Here is a 16,264-nt window from a genome sequence, read left to right on the forward strand (position 1 = left end):
CACTCAAGTTGCCAGCGACAAAGTTTGCGGCCGTCCAACCGGCAATCGCAAGGGGCGAGTCGGCTTTTTCATTTGGCGCAGCACTCAGGGCTTGCGTATCATGGCCTGGCTGCACGGATGCCGGTCAGCCGCACGCCAACGGATCGCTCATGCAATGAGTCGCGTATGCCCCATTTTTTTCTGGAGGGCCCATGAGCCTGCACGAATTGAACACCTTCCCGGGCGTCACCGCCCAACCTGATACCGCCACCTCGAGCTTCGTGTTCAACCACACCATGCTGCGGGTAAAGGACATCACCAAATCGCTGGACTTCTACACCCGCGTCCTGGGGTTCTCCCTGGTAGAAAAACGCGACTTCCCTGAAGCCGAATTCAGCCTGTACTTCCTGGCCCTGGTGGACAAGGCACAGATTCCAGCCGACGCCGCCGAGCGCACCCAATGGATGAAGTCGATTCCGGGCATCCTGGAACTGACCCACAACCACGGCACCGAAAACGATGCCGACTTCGCCTACCACAACGGCAACACAGACCCACGTGGCTTTGGTCATATCTGCATCTCGGTGCCGGATATCGTGGCCGCCTGCGCGCGCTTTGAATCCCTGGGCTGCGACTTTCAGAAGCGCCTGACTGACGGGCGTATGAAAAGCCTGGCATTTATCAAAGACCCGGACGCTTATTGGGTCGAGATCATCCAACCCGCGCCACTGTAAGTGTGACGCAAAAAAAACCCATGATCGCTCATGGGTTTTTTTATTTTCAGACCTGCGTTATGCAGGCGCCGAGCTGCGGATCAGGTGATCGAAGGCACTGAGCGAAGCTTTCGCGCCCTCGCCTACTGCAATCACAATCTGCTTGTACGGCACGGTGGTCACGTCGCCGGCGGCAAACACACCTGGCAGCGAAGTTTCACCACGAGCATCGACAATGATCTCGCCCCGCGGCGAAAGCTCGACGCTTCCCTTGAGCCAGTCGGTGTTCGGCAGCAGGCCGATCTGCACAAAGATGCCTTCAAGTTCAACAGTATGGAACTCACCACTGTCCCGATCTTTGTAGGCAAGACCGGTGACCTTCTGGCCATCACCTTTGACCTCGCTGGTCAGGGCGCTGGTGATCACCTTGACGTTAGGCAGGCTGTAGAGCTTGCGCTGCAATACCGCGTCAGCGCGCAATTTACTGTCAAATTCAAGCAAAGTGACATGACTGACGATACCTGCCAGGTCAATCGCCGCCTCGACGCCAGAGTTGCCGCCACCAATCACCGCCACGCGTTTGCCCTTGAACAGCGGACCATCGCAATGGGGGCAGAAACACACGCCCTTGGCCTTGTATTGCTGCTCGCCGGGCACGCCCATTTCACGCCAGCGGGCGCCGGTTGCCAGGATCACAGTGCTGGACTTGAGCGTTGCACCGCTCTCAAAACGTATCTCGTGCAACTCACCGGGATTCTTCGCCGGAATCAACGCACTTGCGCGCTGCAGATTCATGATGTCGACATCGTACTGCTTGACGTGTTCTTCCAGGGCGCTGGCCAGCTTCGGCCCTTCGGTCTCCTGGACCGAGATAAAGTTTTCGATCGCCATGGTGTCCAACACCTGCCCACCGAAACGTTCGGCAGCAACCCCGGTACGAATGCCTTTGCGCGCCGCATAGATCGCCGCCGATGCACCGGCCGGGCCACCGCCGACCACCAGCACATCAAAGGCAGCCTTGGCGCTGATCTTCTCTGCCTGTTTCTCGATACCACTGGTGTCGAGCTTGGCGAGGATTTCTTCCAGGCCCATGCGACCCTGGCCGAAACTCACACCGTTGAGGTAGACGCTTGGCACCGCCATGATGCGGCGATCATCGACTTCGGCCTGGAACAGCGCGCCGTCGATGGCGACGTGGCGGATGTTCGGGTTAAGTACGGCCATCAGGTTAAGCGCCTGGACCACGTCCGGACAGTTCTGGCAGGACAACGAGAAGTAGGTTTCGAAATTGAACTCACCTTTGAGGTGACGGATCTGTTCAAGCACTTCGACACTGGCCTTCGAAGGATGGCCGCCAACTTGCAGCAACGCCAACACCAACGAAGTGAATTCATGACCCATGGGTATGCCGGCGAAACGCAAGCTGATATCGGCACCCGGGCGATTGATGGCGAACGACGGCTTACGCGCGTCATTGCCATCGGTGTGCAAGGTAATCCGCGTGGTGAGGCTGATTACGTCCTGCAACAAGGCAAGCATTTCCTGGGATTTCGCACCGTCGTCAAGGGAGGCGACGATCTCGATCGGCTGGGTGACCCGTTCCAGGTATGACTTCAACTGAGCTTTAAGATTGGCGTCCAACATACGGGCGATTTCCTGTTAATTCGGTTTATTGCGGTCGAAAAAAAACGCCCGAGCGAATCTCGCCCGGGCGTCTTTGAGGGCGGTGCAGCTTACTGAGGTGCGGTAAAGCCCGCCCTGTAGCGTTTCACAGACTTAGATCTTGCCGACCAGGTCCAGGGACGGAGCCAAAGTAGCCTCGCCTTCTTTCCACTTGGCTGGGCACACTTCGCCTGGGTGAGCAGCAACGTACTGAGCAGCCTTGATCTTGCGCAGCAGCTCGGATGCGTCACGACCTACACCGCCGTCGTTGATTTCAACGATTTTGATCTGGCCTTCAGGGTTGATCACGAAGGTACCGCGGTCTGCCAGGCCAGCTTCTTCGATCAGCACGTCAAAGTTGCGGGAGATAGCCAGGGTCGGGTCGCCGATCATGGTGTATTGAATCTTGCCGATGGCTGGCGAGGTGTTGTGCCAGGCAGCGTGGGCAAAGTGGGTGTCGGTGGACACGCTGTAGATTTCGACGCCCAGTTTCTGGAATTCGGCGTAGTTGTCAGCCAGGTCTTCCAGCTCGGTTGGGCAAACGAAAGTAAAGTCAGCTGGGTAGAAGAATACGACAGACCATTTGCCTTTCAGGTCGGCATCCGACACATCGACGAAAGCGCCGTTTTTGAATGCGGTTGCTTTGAACGGTTTTACTTGGCTGTTGATGATAGGCATCGTTGACTCTCCGTCAGGGGTTAGTAAGTTGATGAGTGAAGCCTACCGACTCTGACTTCCGATGGCTCATTGGCAAACCTGATGCTCACGATTGGTTTTGCCTATCAGGCGACTGTATTAATAGAAGATTCTTAAATCAGTGGGACGTCAGCCTGAGCCATCCCAAGAAAGGGCGTCGTTTCAACGTAGCGCATGGCCGATTTCATGTCTTTCCAGCCGACGTAACTCATCAACGACTTCATGTCCCAACCACTGCGGTGAGCCCAGGTGGCGAAGCCCCGGCGCAGGGAATGGCTGGTGTATTGCTCGCCATCAATGCCTGCACGTTCCAGTGCCTGGCGCAGTAACGGAATCACACTGTTGGGATGCAAGCCCGCGTCACTGAGGTTGCCCCAGCGATCGATGCCGCGAAACACCGGCCCACGAACCAGGGCCGAAGCGCCGAGCCACTCGGTATAGGCCTGGACCGGACACAAGCGCAGGAGCGCCGGGGTCTGGTAGGTCTTGCCGAGATTCTCGCGATCGCTTTTGCTGCGCGGCAAATACATGGCAATTCCCTCCCCCGGCCTCGCTTGCACGTGCTCAATGTGCAAACGACATAGCTCATCACTGCGAAACCCTCGCCAAAAGCCCAGCAGGATCAAGGCACTGTCACGCCTGGCGCGCAGCCACCGTGGCCGGTCTCCTGCGCTTCGAGCCTGATCGGCTTCCTGCCCCAGATACTGATTTACCTGTTCCAGATGCTGCAGCTGCAATGGCTCCGCTTGCTTTTCCCGAGCGGGATGCAGGGCACGAATCCCCTTGAGCACCTTGCGCACGACAGGCGTCTTGGTTGGGTCGGGAAATCCTTGGCTGGTGTGCCACTGGGCCAGGGCTGAGAGTCGCAGCTTCAGGGTGTTGACTGCCAACACACCGGCGTACGCCACCAGATAGCGCGCCACGCTGTCACTGGTGGCGGGCAGGAAGCCACCCCAACCCACTTCAAAGTGCTCGATGGCCGCACGGTAGCTACGGCGAGTGTTTTCGCGAGTGGCGGCGTTCAGATAACGATCCAGTTCGCTCATGACATGACCTCATGTGTACGGCTACAGGGCGGCGGTTCGATGAAAACACATATGACACGGGATAATACGTCAATATCCCATCTGTAAAATGATGATTTCAAACAAATATAATCACATGTTATAGTACGTAAATACATAACATGTACCACAGTACTAAATCGACGGAGACTTCATGGCGCGCGGCGGCATTAACAAAGCAGTGGTTCAGACGGCCCGCCAGGCGATCATCGCCCGCGGCGAAAACCCAAGCATCGACGCAGTGCGCATAGAAATGGGCAATACCGGCTCGAAAACCACGATTCATCGGTACTTGAAGGAGCTGGACGAGAGCGAATCCCGGCAATCCATCACTCAAGCCCCGCTTGACGAGGAGCTGGCGGAGCTGGTGGGCAAGCTGGCCCAACGCTTGAAAGACAAGGCCCAGGAGCCGATTGATAGCGCCCTGGCGCAATTCGAGCAGGACAAAGCCGCCCTACTTGCGCAACTGAACGAGCTGGAACAAGCCCATACGCAACTCAAACAGCAGTTCGAGATCCAGGCCACCGCGCTGCAAGAGGAAAGCGCCACGCTGCAAAGCACCCTCTCCAGCCTGCAGACGGAACAAACCCGAAATGCCGGGCTTAGCCAGGCCTGCAGCGACTACGAACTGCGGATCAATGACAAGGACGAGCAGATTCGCTCATTGGAAGAGAAACACCTGCATGCACGTGATGCCCTGGAGCATTACCGCAACGCGATCAAGGAACAACGCGAGCAGGAGCAGCGACGCCATGAGGGTCAGTTGCAGCAAGTGCAGGCCGAACTGCGTCTGGCGCAGCAGAGCGCCATGGTGCGCCAGGATGAAATTACCCAATTGCACCGCGATAACGAGCGCCTGCTGATTGAGCATCGTGTCACCTCCAAAGAACTGAGTACCTTGCAGACACAGCTTACCCAGGACCGCGAGGCTCAGCGCCAGCTAGGCGAGCAACTCAATCTGGTCGATGCCGAACGCAGCCTGCTTCAGGAGCGCCTGCGGGTTGCCCTGCTGGAAACCCAGGCACGCCAGGAGGCACTGGCCGAACACCAGCAGCTCAGCAAATCCCTGGAAACAGACCTGATCAAGGCCCAGGCCAGTATCGAAGCACTGCGCCTGGCGGCCGTCGTTGCGACGCCGCCAGAAACACCCAACCCTACCTGATCAGCTCGAGACAGGCGTGCGCATGGTGACGAACTCTTCGGCCGCCGTCGGATGCACGCCGATGGTTTCGTCAAAGTCCTGCTTGGTCGCGCCCGCCTTGAGGGCGATCGCGAGACCCTGCACGATTTCACCCGCGTCCGGCCCAACCATATGACAACCCAGCACCTTGTCGGTGTCGGCATCGACCACCAACTTCATCAGCGTACGCTCCTGGCAATCGGTGAGGGTCAGTTTCATCGGGCGGAAACGGCTCTCGAAAATCCGCACCTTATAGCCATCAGCCCTCGCCTGCTCTTCGCTCAAGCCCACCGTACCAATATTGGGCAGACTGAACACCGCTGTCGGAATCATCGCGTAGTCAACCGGACGATACTGTTCGGGCTTGAACAGGCGGCGAGCGACAGCCATGCCTTCCGCCAAGGCCACCGGCGTCAACTGCACGCGACCAATGACATCGCCAATGGCGAGGATTGACGTATCAGCGGTCTGGTACAGGTCGTCAACCTCGATAAAACCACGCTCATCAAGCTTGATGCTGGTATTTTCCAGGCCCAGATTGTCCAGCATCGGACGCCGGCCCGTGGCGTAGAACACGCAATCGGCTTCCAATACCCGGCCATCTTTCAGCGTGGCTTTCAGACTGCCATCGGCCTGCTTTTCGATACGCGAAATATCCGCATTGAATTGCAGGTCAAGGCCACGCTTGGTCAGCTCTTCCTGCAAATGCTTGCGTACCGCGCCATCAAAACCGCGCAGGAAAAGATCACCGCGATATAGCAACGAAGTTTTCGCACCCAGGCCGTGGAAGATCCCGGCGAACTCCACCGCAATATAACCACCGCCAACCACCAGTACGCGCTTGGGTAGCTCTTTGAGGAAGAACGCCTCGTTGGAACCAATAGCGTGTTCGCGCCCCGGGATTTCAGGAATCTGCGGCCAGCCGCCGGTGGCAATCAGAATGTGCCTGGCGGTGAAACTCTCGCCATTGATTTGCACTGCATGTGGGCCGGTCACCCGTGCATGCCCCTCATGCAAGGTGACACCGCTGTCGAGCAGCAGGTTGCGGTAGATGCCATTGAGGCGATTGATCTCGCGATCCTTATTGGCGATCAGGGTTGCCCAATCAAAGTTCGCCTCACCCAGGGACCAGCCAAAGCCGCCAGCTTGCTCGAAGTCTTCGGCAAAATGCGCTCCATAGACCAGCAGTTTCTTCGGCACACAGCCCACGTTGACGCAGGTACCACCCAAGTACCGGCTTTCAGCCACGGCCACTTTAGCCCCAAACCCGGCCGCAAACCGCGCTGCTCGCACACCGCCAGAACCGGCGCCAATTACATATAGATCAAAATCGTAAGCCATTTCACTCTCCTCGGCAGGACATCAGCATACCTGCTGACACAGCTCGGGTCATACAGGGAGCTGAATAATGAAAAAGCCACCCGAAGGTGGCTTTTTCACAGCGGGCGGCAAACCTGAATCAGTAAGCCTTGCCAGTCTTGTAGAAGTGCTCGTAGCAGAAATTGGTGGCCTCGATGTAACCTTCGGCGCCGCCGCAGTCGAAACGACGGCCTTTGAATCTGTAGGCAATGACACAGCCGTCCTTGGCCTGCTTCATCAGGGCGTCGGTGATCTGGATTTCACCCCCCTTGCCCGGCTCGGTTTCTTCGATCAGCTTGAAGATATCCGGGGTCAGGATATAACGACCAATGATCGCCAGGTTCGACGGTGCATCTTCCGGCGCCGGCTTTTCAACCATGTCGCGCACGCGGATCAGACCATCGCCGATATCATCGCCGGCGATGACGCCGTATTTGTTGGTCTCTTGAGGGTCGACCTCTTGAACCGCAACGATCGTGCAACGGTACTTCTGGTAAAGCTTGACCATTTGGGTCAATACGCCGTCGCCTTCGAGGTTGACGCACAAGTCGTCCGCCAGCACGACCGCAAAGGGTTCGTCACCGATCAACGGACGGCCGGTCAGGATAGCGTGGCCAAGGCCTTTCATTTGGGTCTGGCGAGTGTAGGAGAACGAGCACTCGTCGAGCAGTTTGCGGATACCGACCAGGTATTTTTCCTTGTCGGTGCCCTTGATCTGGTTTTCCAGCTCGTAGCTGATGTCGAAGTGATCTTCCAGGGCGCGCTTGCCGCGACCGGTCACGATTGAAATTTCGTTCAGGCCGGCATCCAGTGCTTCTTCGACGCCGTACTGGATCAGTGGCTTGTTTACCACCGGCAGCATCTCTTTGGGCATGGCTTTAGTCGCTGGCAGGAAGCGAGTACCGTAACCGGCTGCTGGGAACAAGCATTTCTTGATCATATGAGTCCTTAAAAGGGCTGTGCGTACGAAATTCGGCGCAGTCTAATCAGGCCGCAGCCACCTTACAATGGGTCCTGCTGGCGTTGCGATGTCAACATAGAGAAAAAATGTCGCCGTTAGTTCCGCCTACCCTGCAATTGGCCTTACCAAGGGTACGAGAAAACAAACGGTGTCTCGGTTTAAAAGGGCTTCAGTCGTTTTAGCACGCTTTTGAGTACAGAGCACGGACCTGCAACAACATGCGCTCAGCCATGGCATTTGGCGTTATCATGCCTGCCTGAACCAGACCACGAGATTGTTAATAGATGTCAGAACCCAAAGGCGTAAACGGCTACCTGATCACCAAGCGAGCAGACGGCTGGCACCTGATCAATTTCCACGGAGACAGTGTTGCCGGGGCATTCGCGAGCGAAAGCCAGGCTATCGCGGTAGCAGAAGTGTTCGTGGACGAAGCTGGTCACGCGTCGAGCAAAAGGCCGAAAGGCAAATAAGCTGCTGCATTTGCGCATAAAGCCCCGTTAAACGGGGCTTTTTTGTGTTTGCCTGTACCTTGATGGCCGTTCGCTATAATCTCGCTACAAACGCCCACAACAGTGTCAGCGCCTTTCCAGCACCTTTAAACGACGACCACACACATGAACAAGACTCTGGCACTGATTGCGGTACTGGCGCTCTCCGGCTGCACCACCACCTCGGATATCTACCTGAAAAACGGCGAGCAGGGACTCACAATTGATTGCTCGGGCGAGGCCAATTCCTGGGCCAGTTGCTACGAGAAAGCCGATGCATCCTGCGCAGGTACCGGTTACCGCATTGTCGGTACAGAGGGCACGCCAGTCTTGAAGGAAAGCGACAAGACGCTGGGCGCGGACGTCGGCAATTTCAAGGGCCGCAGTGTGGTGGTGGTCTGCAAGTAATATCGCTGACTACAGGTGGATCTCGGCAAATTTGATACCGAGGCCGCGGATAGTCTCGATCAGGTCATCCAGCCGCGGGAAGGACTCGACTTCGTCCTGCTCATCCACCAGGAAGAAGCTGCGCCCGGCGCTTTTCTTGAAAAACACGATCCATTCGCCTGAATTGGCCGGGTTTTGAATCACATGGGTGGCGCAAATGTGCCCCTCTGCATGCCGCTCTCTGACGCGTTCGCGCTTCATTGTGATACTCCAAAATAACAATGCCGCTGAAACCCGAGGCTTCAGCGGCATTTTGTATGGTTGGAGCACAGTTTACCGGATGCCTTGGCCGATCAGCACACCATCTACCGTTTGCCCATACAGGTTCACGCCGTCATTGGCATGGAACTTGAGCCGGGTTTTCTCCACCGACCCCTCTACCAGGCGCGGATCTTGCGGCCGCTCATGGCGATTGACATATGCCGCCACATCCCACGCCTGCTGATCGGTCAAGCTGCCGCCCTTGCCCAGCGGCATGTTGTGCTTGATGAAAGACGCAGCGGTATTGATGCGATGCATGCCCGCGCCCCAATTGTATGAGTCCTTGCCCCACAAGGGTGGCATGACATAGCTCTCGCCGACCTTCTGTCCCTGCCCCTCTGCACCGTGGCATAGCGCACACTGATCTTTATAGACCGCTGCCCCCTGGGCCAGGTTATAGCCCTTGGTCGGCTGCGGGACTTCAGGATACCCGCGCCCCGCCAGCTCCACACCCAAGGGCGCTTTACTCGCCAGCCAATAGGCATAGACCGACAACGCCGTGATCTCATGACTGTCCGCTGCCGGCGGTGTGCCACCGTTCATGCTGAACTGAAAGCACCCTTGCAGGCGTTCGGCGAACGTGTTGACCTTGTCGTTCTTTTTCCGATAGGCCGGGTACATTGGGTATGCGCCCCACAGCGGTGACGAATTGGGCAACCGCCCTTGATCCAGGTGGCAGTTGCTGCAATTGAGGCCGTTACCGACAAAGTCTGGCGCCAGGCGCTTGGTATCGACAAACAACGCATAGCCTTGCATCACCAACTTGCCGTAGGCATTGTCTGGCAGCTCATTTTCGTGGGGCGGCTGAAACGGTGTATTCGCAGACTGCGCTGCGGTCGACATCTGCAACTGCGACTGGTCCTCCATGGCAATAGTCGTCGCCAAGGCGGGCGAGCCGATCAACCAACCCAGTAACGGTACAACGGCTAATAGCTTCATGGCTTGACCTCCCGAACGCCAAGAGAGGCGAAATAGCTGGCGACGCCCTGTATTTCTTCAGGCGTGAGGGATTTGGCGATATGCCCCATCAGATCATTCGGGTCGTTGCGCCGCGCCCCGCTCTGCCAGGCACTGAGCTGGCCCGCCAGATAAGCGGCAGATTGGCCGGCCAGCGGCGGAAACGCGTCGCCAACCCCCACACCTGCTGGACCATGACAACTGACACACGCGGGAATCTGTCGATCCCAGGCGCCTTGCAAAGCGAGCTTCTGCGCAGGACTGCCTGGGAGAGCACTACGAAAGGCCGTGACAGCCCCGGGCACTGGCATTGCGGCCAGCACCTGAGTCACGGCTGCGATTTCTTCGTCTGTCAGCGCCTTGGCCAACGGCTGCATCACCGGGTTGGTGCGCGTACCGTCTCTGAAGTCCTGCAGTTGTTTACTCAAATAACCTGCCGGCAGCCCCGCCAAACGTGGGAAGCCCGCGGCAGCCAAGCCCAGGCCGTCAGCTCCGTGACAAGCCATGCAGGCTGTCGCGCCAGGCTGCATGCCGCCCGCATCGAAGATTTTCTTTCCTTCCAGTGCATGTGCGGTGCCCAGCATCAATAGCAGCGCACCTCCCATCAGTACTCGGTACAGAGACATCATCACTACTCCATTTTTTATAGTTATATGCTTAGACCTATAAGGAATAAGCCTGCAAATGGTAGGACAATGCACTCTTAGCGACAAGCCCCTACAAAATAACGGGAATTTTCCAGAGCAAAAAAAACCTGGTGCTGCAATCACAGCCCAGGCTTCTTAAATCGGATTCAGTGGTGTGGGGCAGGCCCGTGGAATCAGCCGGAGATACACTCTTCCGCGGCTTTTTTCACATCTCCTGGACGAATCGGGACATTGGACATGCTCTCATAGAGCTTGATGCTACTACCGCTTGACCGGTTTTCGATCTCGAAAATGGCAGACGGATCGGCAGAAAATTTCTGCGGCACGATTACCCGGACACCTTCCTTCTGCGGCTCGATCTGCGACGGCCGACGGGTCGACGAGAGTTTCTGGACCACACACGCCGCATACTCTTGTGGCTTCTTCCCGGAGATGACCGCCATCGTTGGCGGCGTCTGCTTGATGTCTGAAACCGAAGCACATCCACTTACTGCCAGGGCCAGAACCAATACACTCCACTTCATACAAAACCTCCGATAAAGACCCTACGACAGCGAGGACGGTGTTTTTCTCCCGCCAATGTAGGATTTATCCCTGATAACTCGAGAAATAACTGTTTTAAATTGTCGAAGACGTCGAAGACGACCCGATAATAAACGCGCCGGGACTGATAAACTCCATATTAACCTACGTATCGTTCTGATTTTTCAGAAAAAGCCTTCTGGAGACACCCCATGAAATTCATTCACCAGCGCGAACACCTCAATGAGGGAGACATTGTCGTCATCGAGTGCTCGCAAACTTGTAATATTCGCCTGATGAGCGATGCGAACTTTCGCAGCTTCAAAAATGGCGGGCGCCACACCTACCATGGCGGCGCGTTCGAAAAATTTCCAGCCAAGATCACCGCACCCAGCACCGGGTTCTGGAATATCACCCTCGACGTTGTTACCCGCCGGGCCATCAGCGTCACCCGCAAGCCGGCCTTGTCCCACAAGATCCGCATCGTTCGTCGTACCAACTCCAAGCTGAGCTGATTGTTCAACCGCAGCCGACAGGAAGAAACCGTGACTCAAACCACCAAGTACGTCATCAAGTACAAACTCAACGGCGAACGACGCTTCGAATTCGCGCAATTGCAGTCCGCCAGCGTCGAAGAGGCCAGGCAAGCACTGGCGAAAATTCACGATGCCAGTGATGAAGTCACCGACATCAACGTGAGCAAGGCGCTGTAAAGCAGCGTTAACTGCCTGTATCAGGACTTTTTGCGGAGTGATTTTTCACGATGCTCAACAAGCCGATTTCCGGCTCCATCGCAGATCTGTTCAGCGGCGACGCACTGCAACAACTGACGTCTAACAAACAGATAGGTGAACAGTCCTACGTCCTCAGAGGCTATGCCCTGCCCTGGGTCGAGCGCCTGCTGCCTGAGTTAAGACGCGTGCTGGCGCAATCGCCCTTTAGAAAAATGGTCACTCCGGGCGGCTTTACCATGTCAGCGGCCTTGAGCAGTTGCGGCCAATTGGGCTGGAGCACGGATCGCACCGGCTATCGCTATACCCCTCTGGACCCTGACAGTCAGCAGCCCTGGCCCGCACTGCCCGATGTATTGCGCCAACTGGCGGTGACTGCGGCAGCCGAAGCGGGGTTCGGCCATTTCGAACCCGACGCCTGTCTGATCAACCGTTATGTGCCGGGAGCAAAAATGTCCCTGCATCAGGACAAGAACGAACGCAGCTACGCATCACCCGTGGTTTCGGTGTCCCTCGGCTTGCCGGCGGTGTTTCTGTTCGGTGGGCACCAGCGCAATGACAATACGCAAAAGATCTCCCTGTTCCATGGCGACGTGGTGGTCTGGGGCGGGGTGGATCGGTTGCGCTTCCATGGGGTGCTGCCCATAAAGGAAGGCGTGCATCCGCAAATGGGCGCGCAGCGCATCAACCTGACCTTTCGCAAGGCCGGCTGAATTTGACCGCAAGCATCGGAGTGCCGTGAATAGACTGCCGAGCTAATCTGGCCGTATTCGCCCCAGAGTAAGCGACCATGACAACGCCTCATCCAACCGAACAAGACCCACGCTGGGCCGCCGTCGTCGCCCGTGATGCCAAGGCCGATCTGCAATTCGTCTACGGCGTGAAAACCACGGGTGTCTATTGCCGCCCCAGCAGCGCCTCACGCTTACCACGCCCGGAAAACGTCGAGTTCTTCGACACCCCGCAACATGCCGAAGCGGCGGGTTACCGTGCCAGCAAGCGCGCGTCGGGGGATCAGACCCAGGTCGCGCAGCGCCACGCCCAGATCGTGGAGGCCTCCTGCAGGCATATCGAGCGCGCCGAGAACGTGCCCAGCCTTGAAGCGCTGGCCGCACTCGCCGGCTTGAGCCCGTTTTACTTCCATCGCACGTTCAAGGCAGTCACCGGCTTGACACCCAAGGGGTACGCCAACGCCCATCGCTCACGCAAACTGCGTAGCCGCCTCAAGAACAGTCACTCGGTGACGGATGCGCTATACAGCGCCGGCTTCAATTCCAATAGCCGCTTCTACGAAACCGCCGACCAGGTGCTCGGGATGAAACCTTGCGACTACAAAGCCGGAGGCACCAATAGCGACATCCGTTTCGCCGTCGGCCAGTGTTCCCTGGGTGCCATCGCGGTGGCACAAAGCACTCGCGGTGTGTGTGCGATTCTGCTGGGCGATGATCCGGACAAATTGCTGCGTGACCTGCAGGATCAGTTTCCCCAGGCCAATCTGATCGGAGCCGACCCTGCCTTCGAACAGCTGATCGCCCAGGTCATCGGCTTTGTCGAAACCCCGGCATTGGGCCTGGACCTGCCCCTGGATTTGCGCGGTACAGCGTTTCAAGAACGAGTCTGGCAAGCCTTGCGGCAGATTCCTGCAGGCAGTACCGCCAGTTACGCAGAGATTGCCAGGCAGATCGGAGCACCAGGCTCATTCCGCGCCGTGGCCCAGGCGTGTGGAGCCAACCGTCTAGCGGTGGCAATCCCCTGTCACCGGGTGGTACGCAGCGATGGCGAACTGTCGGGATACCGCTGGGGGGTAGAACGCAAGCGCCAGTTGCTGGAGCGCGAAGGTTCACATCGGCATGATGCCCGGCATGAAAACCCGGGTTCGTCCAGTGAATAAAACACACTGGCCGCACGCCTTCAGCCTCTGCTAAATAGCAGGCAAGCAATCCCCCTACTGGAGACGCGTCCCATGAGCACCTGGCCAGACACTCGCATTCTTGACCTGCTGGGCATCGAGCTGCCGATTATTCAGGCGCCCATGGCCGGCGCCACCGGCACCGCAATGGTGATAGCCGCCAGCCGAGCCGGAGCCTTGGGTTCAATGCCCGCCGCGGCCCTGAGCATCGTGCAACTGCGCGAAGCACTGAGCGTCTTGCATGACGCCGCCACGCGACCGCTGAACGTCAACTTCTTCTGTCATCAGACACCACCGGTCGACGCCGAGCGTGATCGTCAGTGGAAAAACCTGTTGGAGCCCTACTACCGTGAACTGGGCGCCGATTTCGATGCGCCGACACCCGTGTCGAACCGAGCACCGTTCGACAACGCGGCTTGTGAAGTGGTGGAAGAGTTTCGCCCTGAAGTGGTCAGTTTTCACTTCGGCCTGCCAGAGGAAAGCTTACTGCACCGCGTCAAGGCTACGGGGGCGAAGGTGTTGTCATCCGCCACTACAGTAGAAGAGGCTGTCTGGCTGGAGCTGCACGGTTGCGACGCGATCATCGCCATGGGCTATGAAGCCGGCGGCCATCGCGGGATGTTCCTGACAGCCGATCTCAACAGCCAGATCGGCACCCTGGCCCTGGTGCCGCAGATTGTCGATGCCGTCAGTGTGCCGGTGATCGCCGCCGGCGGCATTGGTGATGCGCGCGGTATCGTCGCCGCATTTGCCCTCGGGGCATCGGCGGTGCAGATCGGCACGGCTTATCTGTTTACCCCAGAAGCCAGCGTCACAGCGCCGCATCGCATAGCCTTGCGCCATGCCCAGGCCAGTGAGACCGCACTGACCAACCTGTTCACCGGGCGCCCGGCGCGGGGCATCATCAATCGGGTCATGGGTGAATTAGGTCCAATCAACGCGCAAGCTCCGGCATTCCCGCTGTCCGGCGGCGCCTTGATGCCATTGAAGGCCAAGGATGCATCCGGCTTCAGCAGCTTATGGTCGGGACAGGCATTGCGCCTGTGCAAGGAGCAGACAACCTATGAGCTGACCCGAACGTTGGCGCAACAAGCCCTGGAAAAACTCAAGAACAGCTGAAAACACGCATAACCCGGGAAACTTTGTGCTGTACCGCCGAGGGCCTAGCGCTATATATTCCGATACATAGCGCTTTTATCTTCCTGCCTACGCCTCGGAGCTGTTTGATATGGGTATCCACACACTTTTATGCCGCCATCGTGTGGCAGCCACCTTTGCGAGCCTGGCCGCCCTGCTCTCCTTTGGCCCTGCCCAGGCCGACGAGGTCCAAGTTGCGGTAGCCGCCAACTTCACCGCGCCGATCCAGGCAATTGCCGCTGATTTCAAAAAAGACACCGGCCATACACTGGTTGCAGCCTACGGGGCTACAGGGCAGTTCTACGCGCAGATCAAGAACGGCGCACCGTTTGAGGTATTCCTCAGCGCAGACGATACGACCCCGCAAAAGCTCGAAAACGAAGGCGCCAGTATCAAGGGTTCGCGCTTTACCTACGCCGTCGGCACCCTGGCGCTGTGGTCGTCAAAGGCAGGTTATGTCGACGTCAACGGTGAGGTACTGAAAAAAAACGCCTTTCGACATTTGTCGGTTGCCAGTCCGAAAACTGCCCCCTATGGCCTCGCCGCCGCACAGGTGTTGGCCAAGCTTGGGCTGACCGAACAGGTCAAGGACAAGATCGTGGAAGGCCAGAACATCACCCAGGCCTACCAGTTCGTGTCCACGGGCAATGCGGAACTTGGCTTTGTCGCCTTGTCGCAGATCTACAAGGACGGCAAAGTCAGCAGCGGTTCGGCATGGATCGTTCCCGGGCAGATGCATGAGCCAATCAAACAGGACGCCGTGATCCTCAACACAGGCAAGGACAACCCGGCCGCCCAGGCGCTGGTTGACTACCTCAAAGGACCGAAGGCCGCTGCCATCATCAAATCCTACGGTTACCAACTGTAAATGCCTCTATCCAGTGCCGATTTGTCCGCGATCTGGCTGACCCTGAAACTGGCGTCGCTGACCACCGTGATTCTGCTGATCATCGGTACACCGATTGCCTTGTGGCTTTCACGCACGCGCTCGTGGTGGCGCGGGCCGATTGGCGCGATAGTCGCCTTGCCCCTGGTATTGCCACCGACAGTCATCGGCTTTTACCTGCTGCTGACCATGGGGCCCAACGGCTATCTCGGCCAGTTCACCCAGTGGCTGGGCCTGGGCACACTGACCTTCAGTTTTACCGGATTGGTGATTGGTTCGGTGATCTACTCGATGCCGTTCGTGGTGCAACCGCTGCAGAACGCGTTCTGCGCGATAGGTACCCGGCCACTGGAAGTGGCTGCCACTTTGCGCGCCAATCCTTGGGACACGTTCTTCAGTGTGATCCTGCCCCTGGCCCGTCCGGGTTTTGTTACCGCGTCTATTCTCGGCTTTGCACATACCGTGGGCGAGTTCGGCGTAGTGTTGATGATCGGCGGCAATATCCCGGATAAAACACGGGTGGTCTCGGTGCAGATCTACGATCACGTCGAAGCCATGGAATACCTGCAAGCCCATTGGCTTGCAGGGGCGATGGTGGTGTTTTCTTTCCTGGTGCTGCTGGCCCTCTACTCCAGCCGTAATACCAGAGCCGGCTGGAGTTGAGA

Annotated in this window: 20 protein-coding genes; 11 read left to right on the forward strand and 9 right to left on the reverse strand. The window is 57.7% G+C overall.

Going from position 1 to position 16,264, the window contains the following annotated elements:
• The first annotated feature begins 191 nt into the window (after positions 1-191).
• Positions 192-713 (forward strand): lactoylglutathione lyase, encoded by a 522-nt coding sequence (gene gloA / locus OQ460_RS12295; RefSeq protein ID WP_410017766.1) that lies wholly within the window; start codon positions 192-194, stop codon positions 711-713.
• Positions 714-770: 57 nt separating this feature from the next.
• Here gloA and ahpF read toward each other — a convergent pair whose 3' ends face one another.
• From ahpF to OQ460_RS12310, 3 genes are all read right to left on the reverse strand, one after another.
• Positions 771-2,336 carry an alkyl hydroperoxide reductase subunit F gene (gene ahpF, locus OQ460_RS12300; protein ID WP_410017767.1) on the reverse strand — a complete coding sequence of 522 codons (1,566 nt, stop codon included), beginning with the start codon at positions 2,334-2,336 and terminating at the stop codon, positions 771-773.
• A gap of 132 nt (positions 2,337-2,468) precedes the next feature.
• On the reverse strand, positions 2,469-3,032 hold the full coding sequence (ahpC, locus tag OQ460_RS12305) for an alkyl hydroperoxide reductase subunit C (protein ID WP_339532477.1): 564 nt from the start codon (positions 3,030-3,032) through the stop codon (positions 2,469-2,471).
• Between the two features lie 131 nt (positions 3,033-3,163).
• Positions 3,164-4,096, reverse strand: a complete 933-nt coding sequence (locus OQ460_RS12310; protein WP_410017768.1) for a site-specific integrase — start codon at positions 4,094-4,096, stop codon at positions 3,164-3,166.
• Between the two features lie 172 nt (positions 4,097-4,268).
• On the opposite strand from OQ460_RS12310, the gene OQ460_RS12315 reads away from it, so the two are divergent.
• On the forward strand, positions 4,269-5,276 hold the full coding sequence (locus OQ460_RS12315) for a DNA-binding protein (protein ID WP_410017769.1): 1,008 nt from the start codon (positions 4,269-4,271) through the stop codon (positions 5,274-5,276).
• Here OQ460_RS12315 and gorA read toward each other — a convergent pair whose 3' ends face one another.
• Together gorA and galU are read right to left on the reverse strand one after the other, a co-directional pair.
• The gene (gene gorA / locus OQ460_RS12320) at positions 5,277-6,635 is read right to left on the reverse strand and encodes a glutathione-disulfide reductase (RefSeq protein ID WP_410017770.1); all 1,359 of its coding nucleotides are present in this window, start codon (positions 6,633-6,635) and stop codon (positions 5,277-5,279) included.
• Positions 6,636-6,753: 118 nt separating this feature from the next.
• A complete protein-coding gene (gene galU, locus OQ460_RS12325; protein WP_410017771.1) occupies positions 6,754-7,593 on the reverse strand; it encodes a UTP--glucose-1-phosphate uridylyltransferase GalU in 840 nt (279 codons plus the stop codon).
• A gap of 305 nt (positions 7,594-7,898) precedes the next feature.
• Between galU and OQ460_RS12330 the strand changes: the two genes are divergently transcribed.
• Together OQ460_RS12330 and OQ460_RS12335 are read left to right on the forward strand one after the other, a co-directional pair.
• Positions 7,899-8,084 (forward strand): hypothetical protein, encoded by a 186-nt coding sequence (locus tag OQ460_RS12330; RefSeq protein WP_012724166.1) that lies wholly within the window; start codon positions 7,899-7,901, stop codon positions 8,082-8,084.
• A gap of 144 nt (positions 8,085-8,228) precedes the next feature.
• Positions 8,229-8,510: a hypothetical protein gene (locus tag OQ460_RS12335; protein ID WP_410017772.1), complete on the forward strand. Its 282-nt coding sequence runs from the start codon at positions 8,229-8,231 to the stop codon at positions 8,508-8,510.
• Between the two features lie 9 nt (positions 8,511-8,519).
• On the opposite strand, the gene OQ460_RS12340 is transcribed toward OQ460_RS12335, so the two are convergent.
• The 4 genes from OQ460_RS12340 to OQ460_RS12355 form a co-directional block, all read right to left on the reverse strand.
• On the reverse strand, positions 8,520-8,750 hold the full coding sequence (locus OQ460_RS12340) for a hypothetical protein (RefSeq protein ID WP_410017773.1): 231 nt from the start codon (positions 8,748-8,750) through the stop codon (positions 8,520-8,522).
• A gap of 72 nt (positions 8,751-8,822) precedes the next feature.
• A complete protein-coding gene (locus OQ460_RS12345) occupies positions 8,823-9,749 on the reverse strand; it encodes a c-type cytochrome (RefSeq protein ID WP_410017774.1) in 927 nt (308 codons plus the stop codon).
• Positions 9,746-10,396 (reverse strand): c-type cytochrome, encoded by a 651-nt coding sequence (locus OQ460_RS12350; protein ID WP_410017775.1) that lies wholly within the window; start codon positions 10,394-10,396, stop codon positions 9,746-9,748. The genes OQ460_RS12345 and OQ460_RS12350 overlap by 4 nt, the downstream gene beginning before the upstream one ends.
• Positions 10,397-10,587: 191 nt before the next feature.
• Complete coding sequence (locus tag OQ460_RS12355) at positions 10,588-10,938, reverse strand: hypothetical protein (RefSeq protein ID WP_410017776.1); 351 nt, start codon at positions 10,936-10,938, stop codon at positions 10,588-10,590.
• Positions 10,939-11,148: 210 nt separating this feature from the next.
• Between OQ460_RS12355 and OQ460_RS12360 the strand changes: the two genes are divergently transcribed.
• The 7 genes from OQ460_RS12360 to modB all read left to right on the forward strand — a co-directional run bounded on the left by OQ460_RS12360 (position 11,149) and on the right by modB (position 16,262).
• Positions 11,149-11,451, forward strand: coding sequence for a DUF1883 domain-containing protein (locus OQ460_RS12360; protein ID WP_410017777.1), 303 nt, complete (start codon positions 11,149-11,151; stop codon positions 11,449-11,451).
• A gap of 30 nt (positions 11,452-11,481) precedes the next feature.
• Positions 11,482-11,649 carry a hypothetical protein gene (locus tag OQ460_RS12365; RefSeq protein ID WP_410017778.1) on the forward strand — a complete coding sequence of 56 codons (168 nt, stop codon included), beginning with the start codon at positions 11,482-11,484 and terminating at the stop codon, positions 11,647-11,649.
• A gap of 65 nt (positions 11,650-11,714) precedes the next feature.
• Positions 11,715-12,380 carry a DNA oxidative demethylase AlkB gene (alkB, locus tag OQ460_RS12370; protein ID WP_410021989.1) on the forward strand — a complete coding sequence of 222 codons (666 nt, stop codon included), beginning with the start codon at positions 11,715-11,717 and terminating at the stop codon, positions 12,378-12,380.
• 77 nt (positions 12,381-12,457) lie between these two features.
• The gene (ada, locus tag OQ460_RS12375) at positions 12,458-13,558 is read left to right on the forward strand and encodes a bifunctional DNA-binding transcriptional regulator/O6-methylguanine-DNA methyltransferase Ada (RefSeq protein ID WP_410017779.1); all 1,101 of its coding nucleotides are present in this window, start codon (positions 12,458-12,460) and stop codon (positions 13,556-13,558) included.
• A 72-nt stretch (positions 13,559-13,630) separates the two neighbouring features.
• On the forward strand, positions 13,631-14,695 hold the full coding sequence (locus tag OQ460_RS12380) for an NAD(P)H-dependent flavin oxidoreductase (RefSeq protein ID WP_410017780.1): 1,065 nt from the start codon (positions 13,631-13,633) through the stop codon (positions 14,693-14,695).
• Positions 14,696-14,804: 109 nt separating this feature from the next.
• Positions 14,805-15,581, forward strand: coding sequence for a molybdate ABC transporter substrate-binding protein (gene modA / locus OQ460_RS12385; RefSeq protein ID WP_410017781.1), 777 nt, complete (start codon positions 14,805-14,807; stop codon positions 15,579-15,581).
• Positions 15,582-16,262, forward strand: coding sequence for a molybdate ABC transporter permease subunit (gene modB / locus OQ460_RS12390; RefSeq protein ID WP_410017782.1), 681 nt, complete (start codon positions 15,582-15,584; stop codon positions 16,260-16,262). It abuts the gene before it with no gap.
• Positions 16,263-16,264: the final 2 nt, after the last annotated feature.

Source organism: Pseudomonas imrae (assembly GCF_046352735.2).
Lineage (GTDB): Bacteria > Pseudomonadota > Gammaproteobacteria > Pseudomonadales > Pseudomonadaceae > Aquipseudomonas > Aquipseudomonas imrae.

Coding starts and splice junctions, on each gene's coding strand:
- gloA (WP_410017766.1), top strand. CDS start 192: ATGAGCCTGCACGAATTGAACACCTTCCCGGGCGTCACCGCCCAACCT.
- ahpF (WP_410017767.1), bottom strand. CDS start 2,336: ATGTTGGACGCCAATCTTAAAGCTCAGTTGAAGTCATACCTGGAACGG.
- ahpC (WP_339532477.1), bottom strand. CDS start 3,032: ATGCCTATCATCAACAGCCAAGTAAAACCGTTCAAAGCAACCGCATTC.
- OQ460_RS12310 (WP_410017768.1), bottom strand. CDS start 4,096: ATGAGCGAACTGGATCGTTATCTGAACGCCGCCACTCGCGAAAACACT.
- OQ460_RS12315 (WP_410017769.1), top strand. CDS start 4,269: ATGGCGCGCGGCGGCATTAACAAAGCAGTGGTTCAGACGGCCCGCCAG.
- gorA (WP_410017770.1), bottom strand. CDS start 6,635: ATGGCTTACGATTTTGATCTATATGTAATTGGCGCCGGTTCTGGCGGT.
- galU (WP_410017771.1), bottom strand. CDS start 7,593: ATGATCAAGAAATGCTTGTTCCCAGCAGCCGGTTACGGTACTCGCTTC.
- OQ460_RS12330 (WP_012724166.1), top strand. CDS start 7,899: ATGTCAGAACCCAAAGGCGTAAACGGCTACCTGATCACCAAGCGAGCA.
- OQ460_RS12335 (WP_410017772.1), top strand. CDS start 8,229: ATGAACAAGACTCTGGCACTGATTGCGGTACTGGCGCTCTCCGGCTGC.
- OQ460_RS12340 (WP_410017773.1), bottom strand. CDS start 8,750: ATGAAGCGCGAACGCGTCAGAGAGCGGCATGCAGAGGGGCACATTTGC.
- OQ460_RS12345 (WP_410017774.1), bottom strand. CDS start 9,749: ATGAAGCTATTAGCCGTTGTACCGTTACTGGGTTGGTTGATCGGCTCG.
- OQ460_RS12350 (WP_410017775.1), bottom strand. CDS start 10,396: ATGATGTCTCTGTACCGAGTACTGATGGGAGGTGCGCTGCTATTGATG.
- OQ460_RS12355 (WP_410017776.1), bottom strand. CDS start 10,938: ATGAAGTGGAGTGTATTGGTTCTGGCCCTGGCAGTAAGTGGATGTGCT.
- OQ460_RS12360 (WP_410017777.1), top strand. CDS start 11,149: ATGAAATTCATTCACCAGCGCGAACACCTCAATGAGGGAGACATTGTC.
- ada (WP_410017779.1), top strand. CDS start 12,458: ATGACAACGCCTCATCCAACCGAACAAGACCCACGCTGGGCCGCCGTC.
- OQ460_RS12380 (WP_410017780.1), top strand. CDS start 13,631: ATGAGCACCTGGCCAGACACTCGCATTCTTGACCTGCTGGGCATCGAG.
- modA (WP_410017781.1), top strand. CDS start 14,805: ATGGGTATCCACACACTTTTATGCCGCCATCGTGTGGCAGCCACCTTT.
- modB (WP_410017782.1), top strand. CDS start 15,582: ATGCCTCTATCCAGTGCCGATTTGTCCGCGATCTGGCTGACCCTGAAA.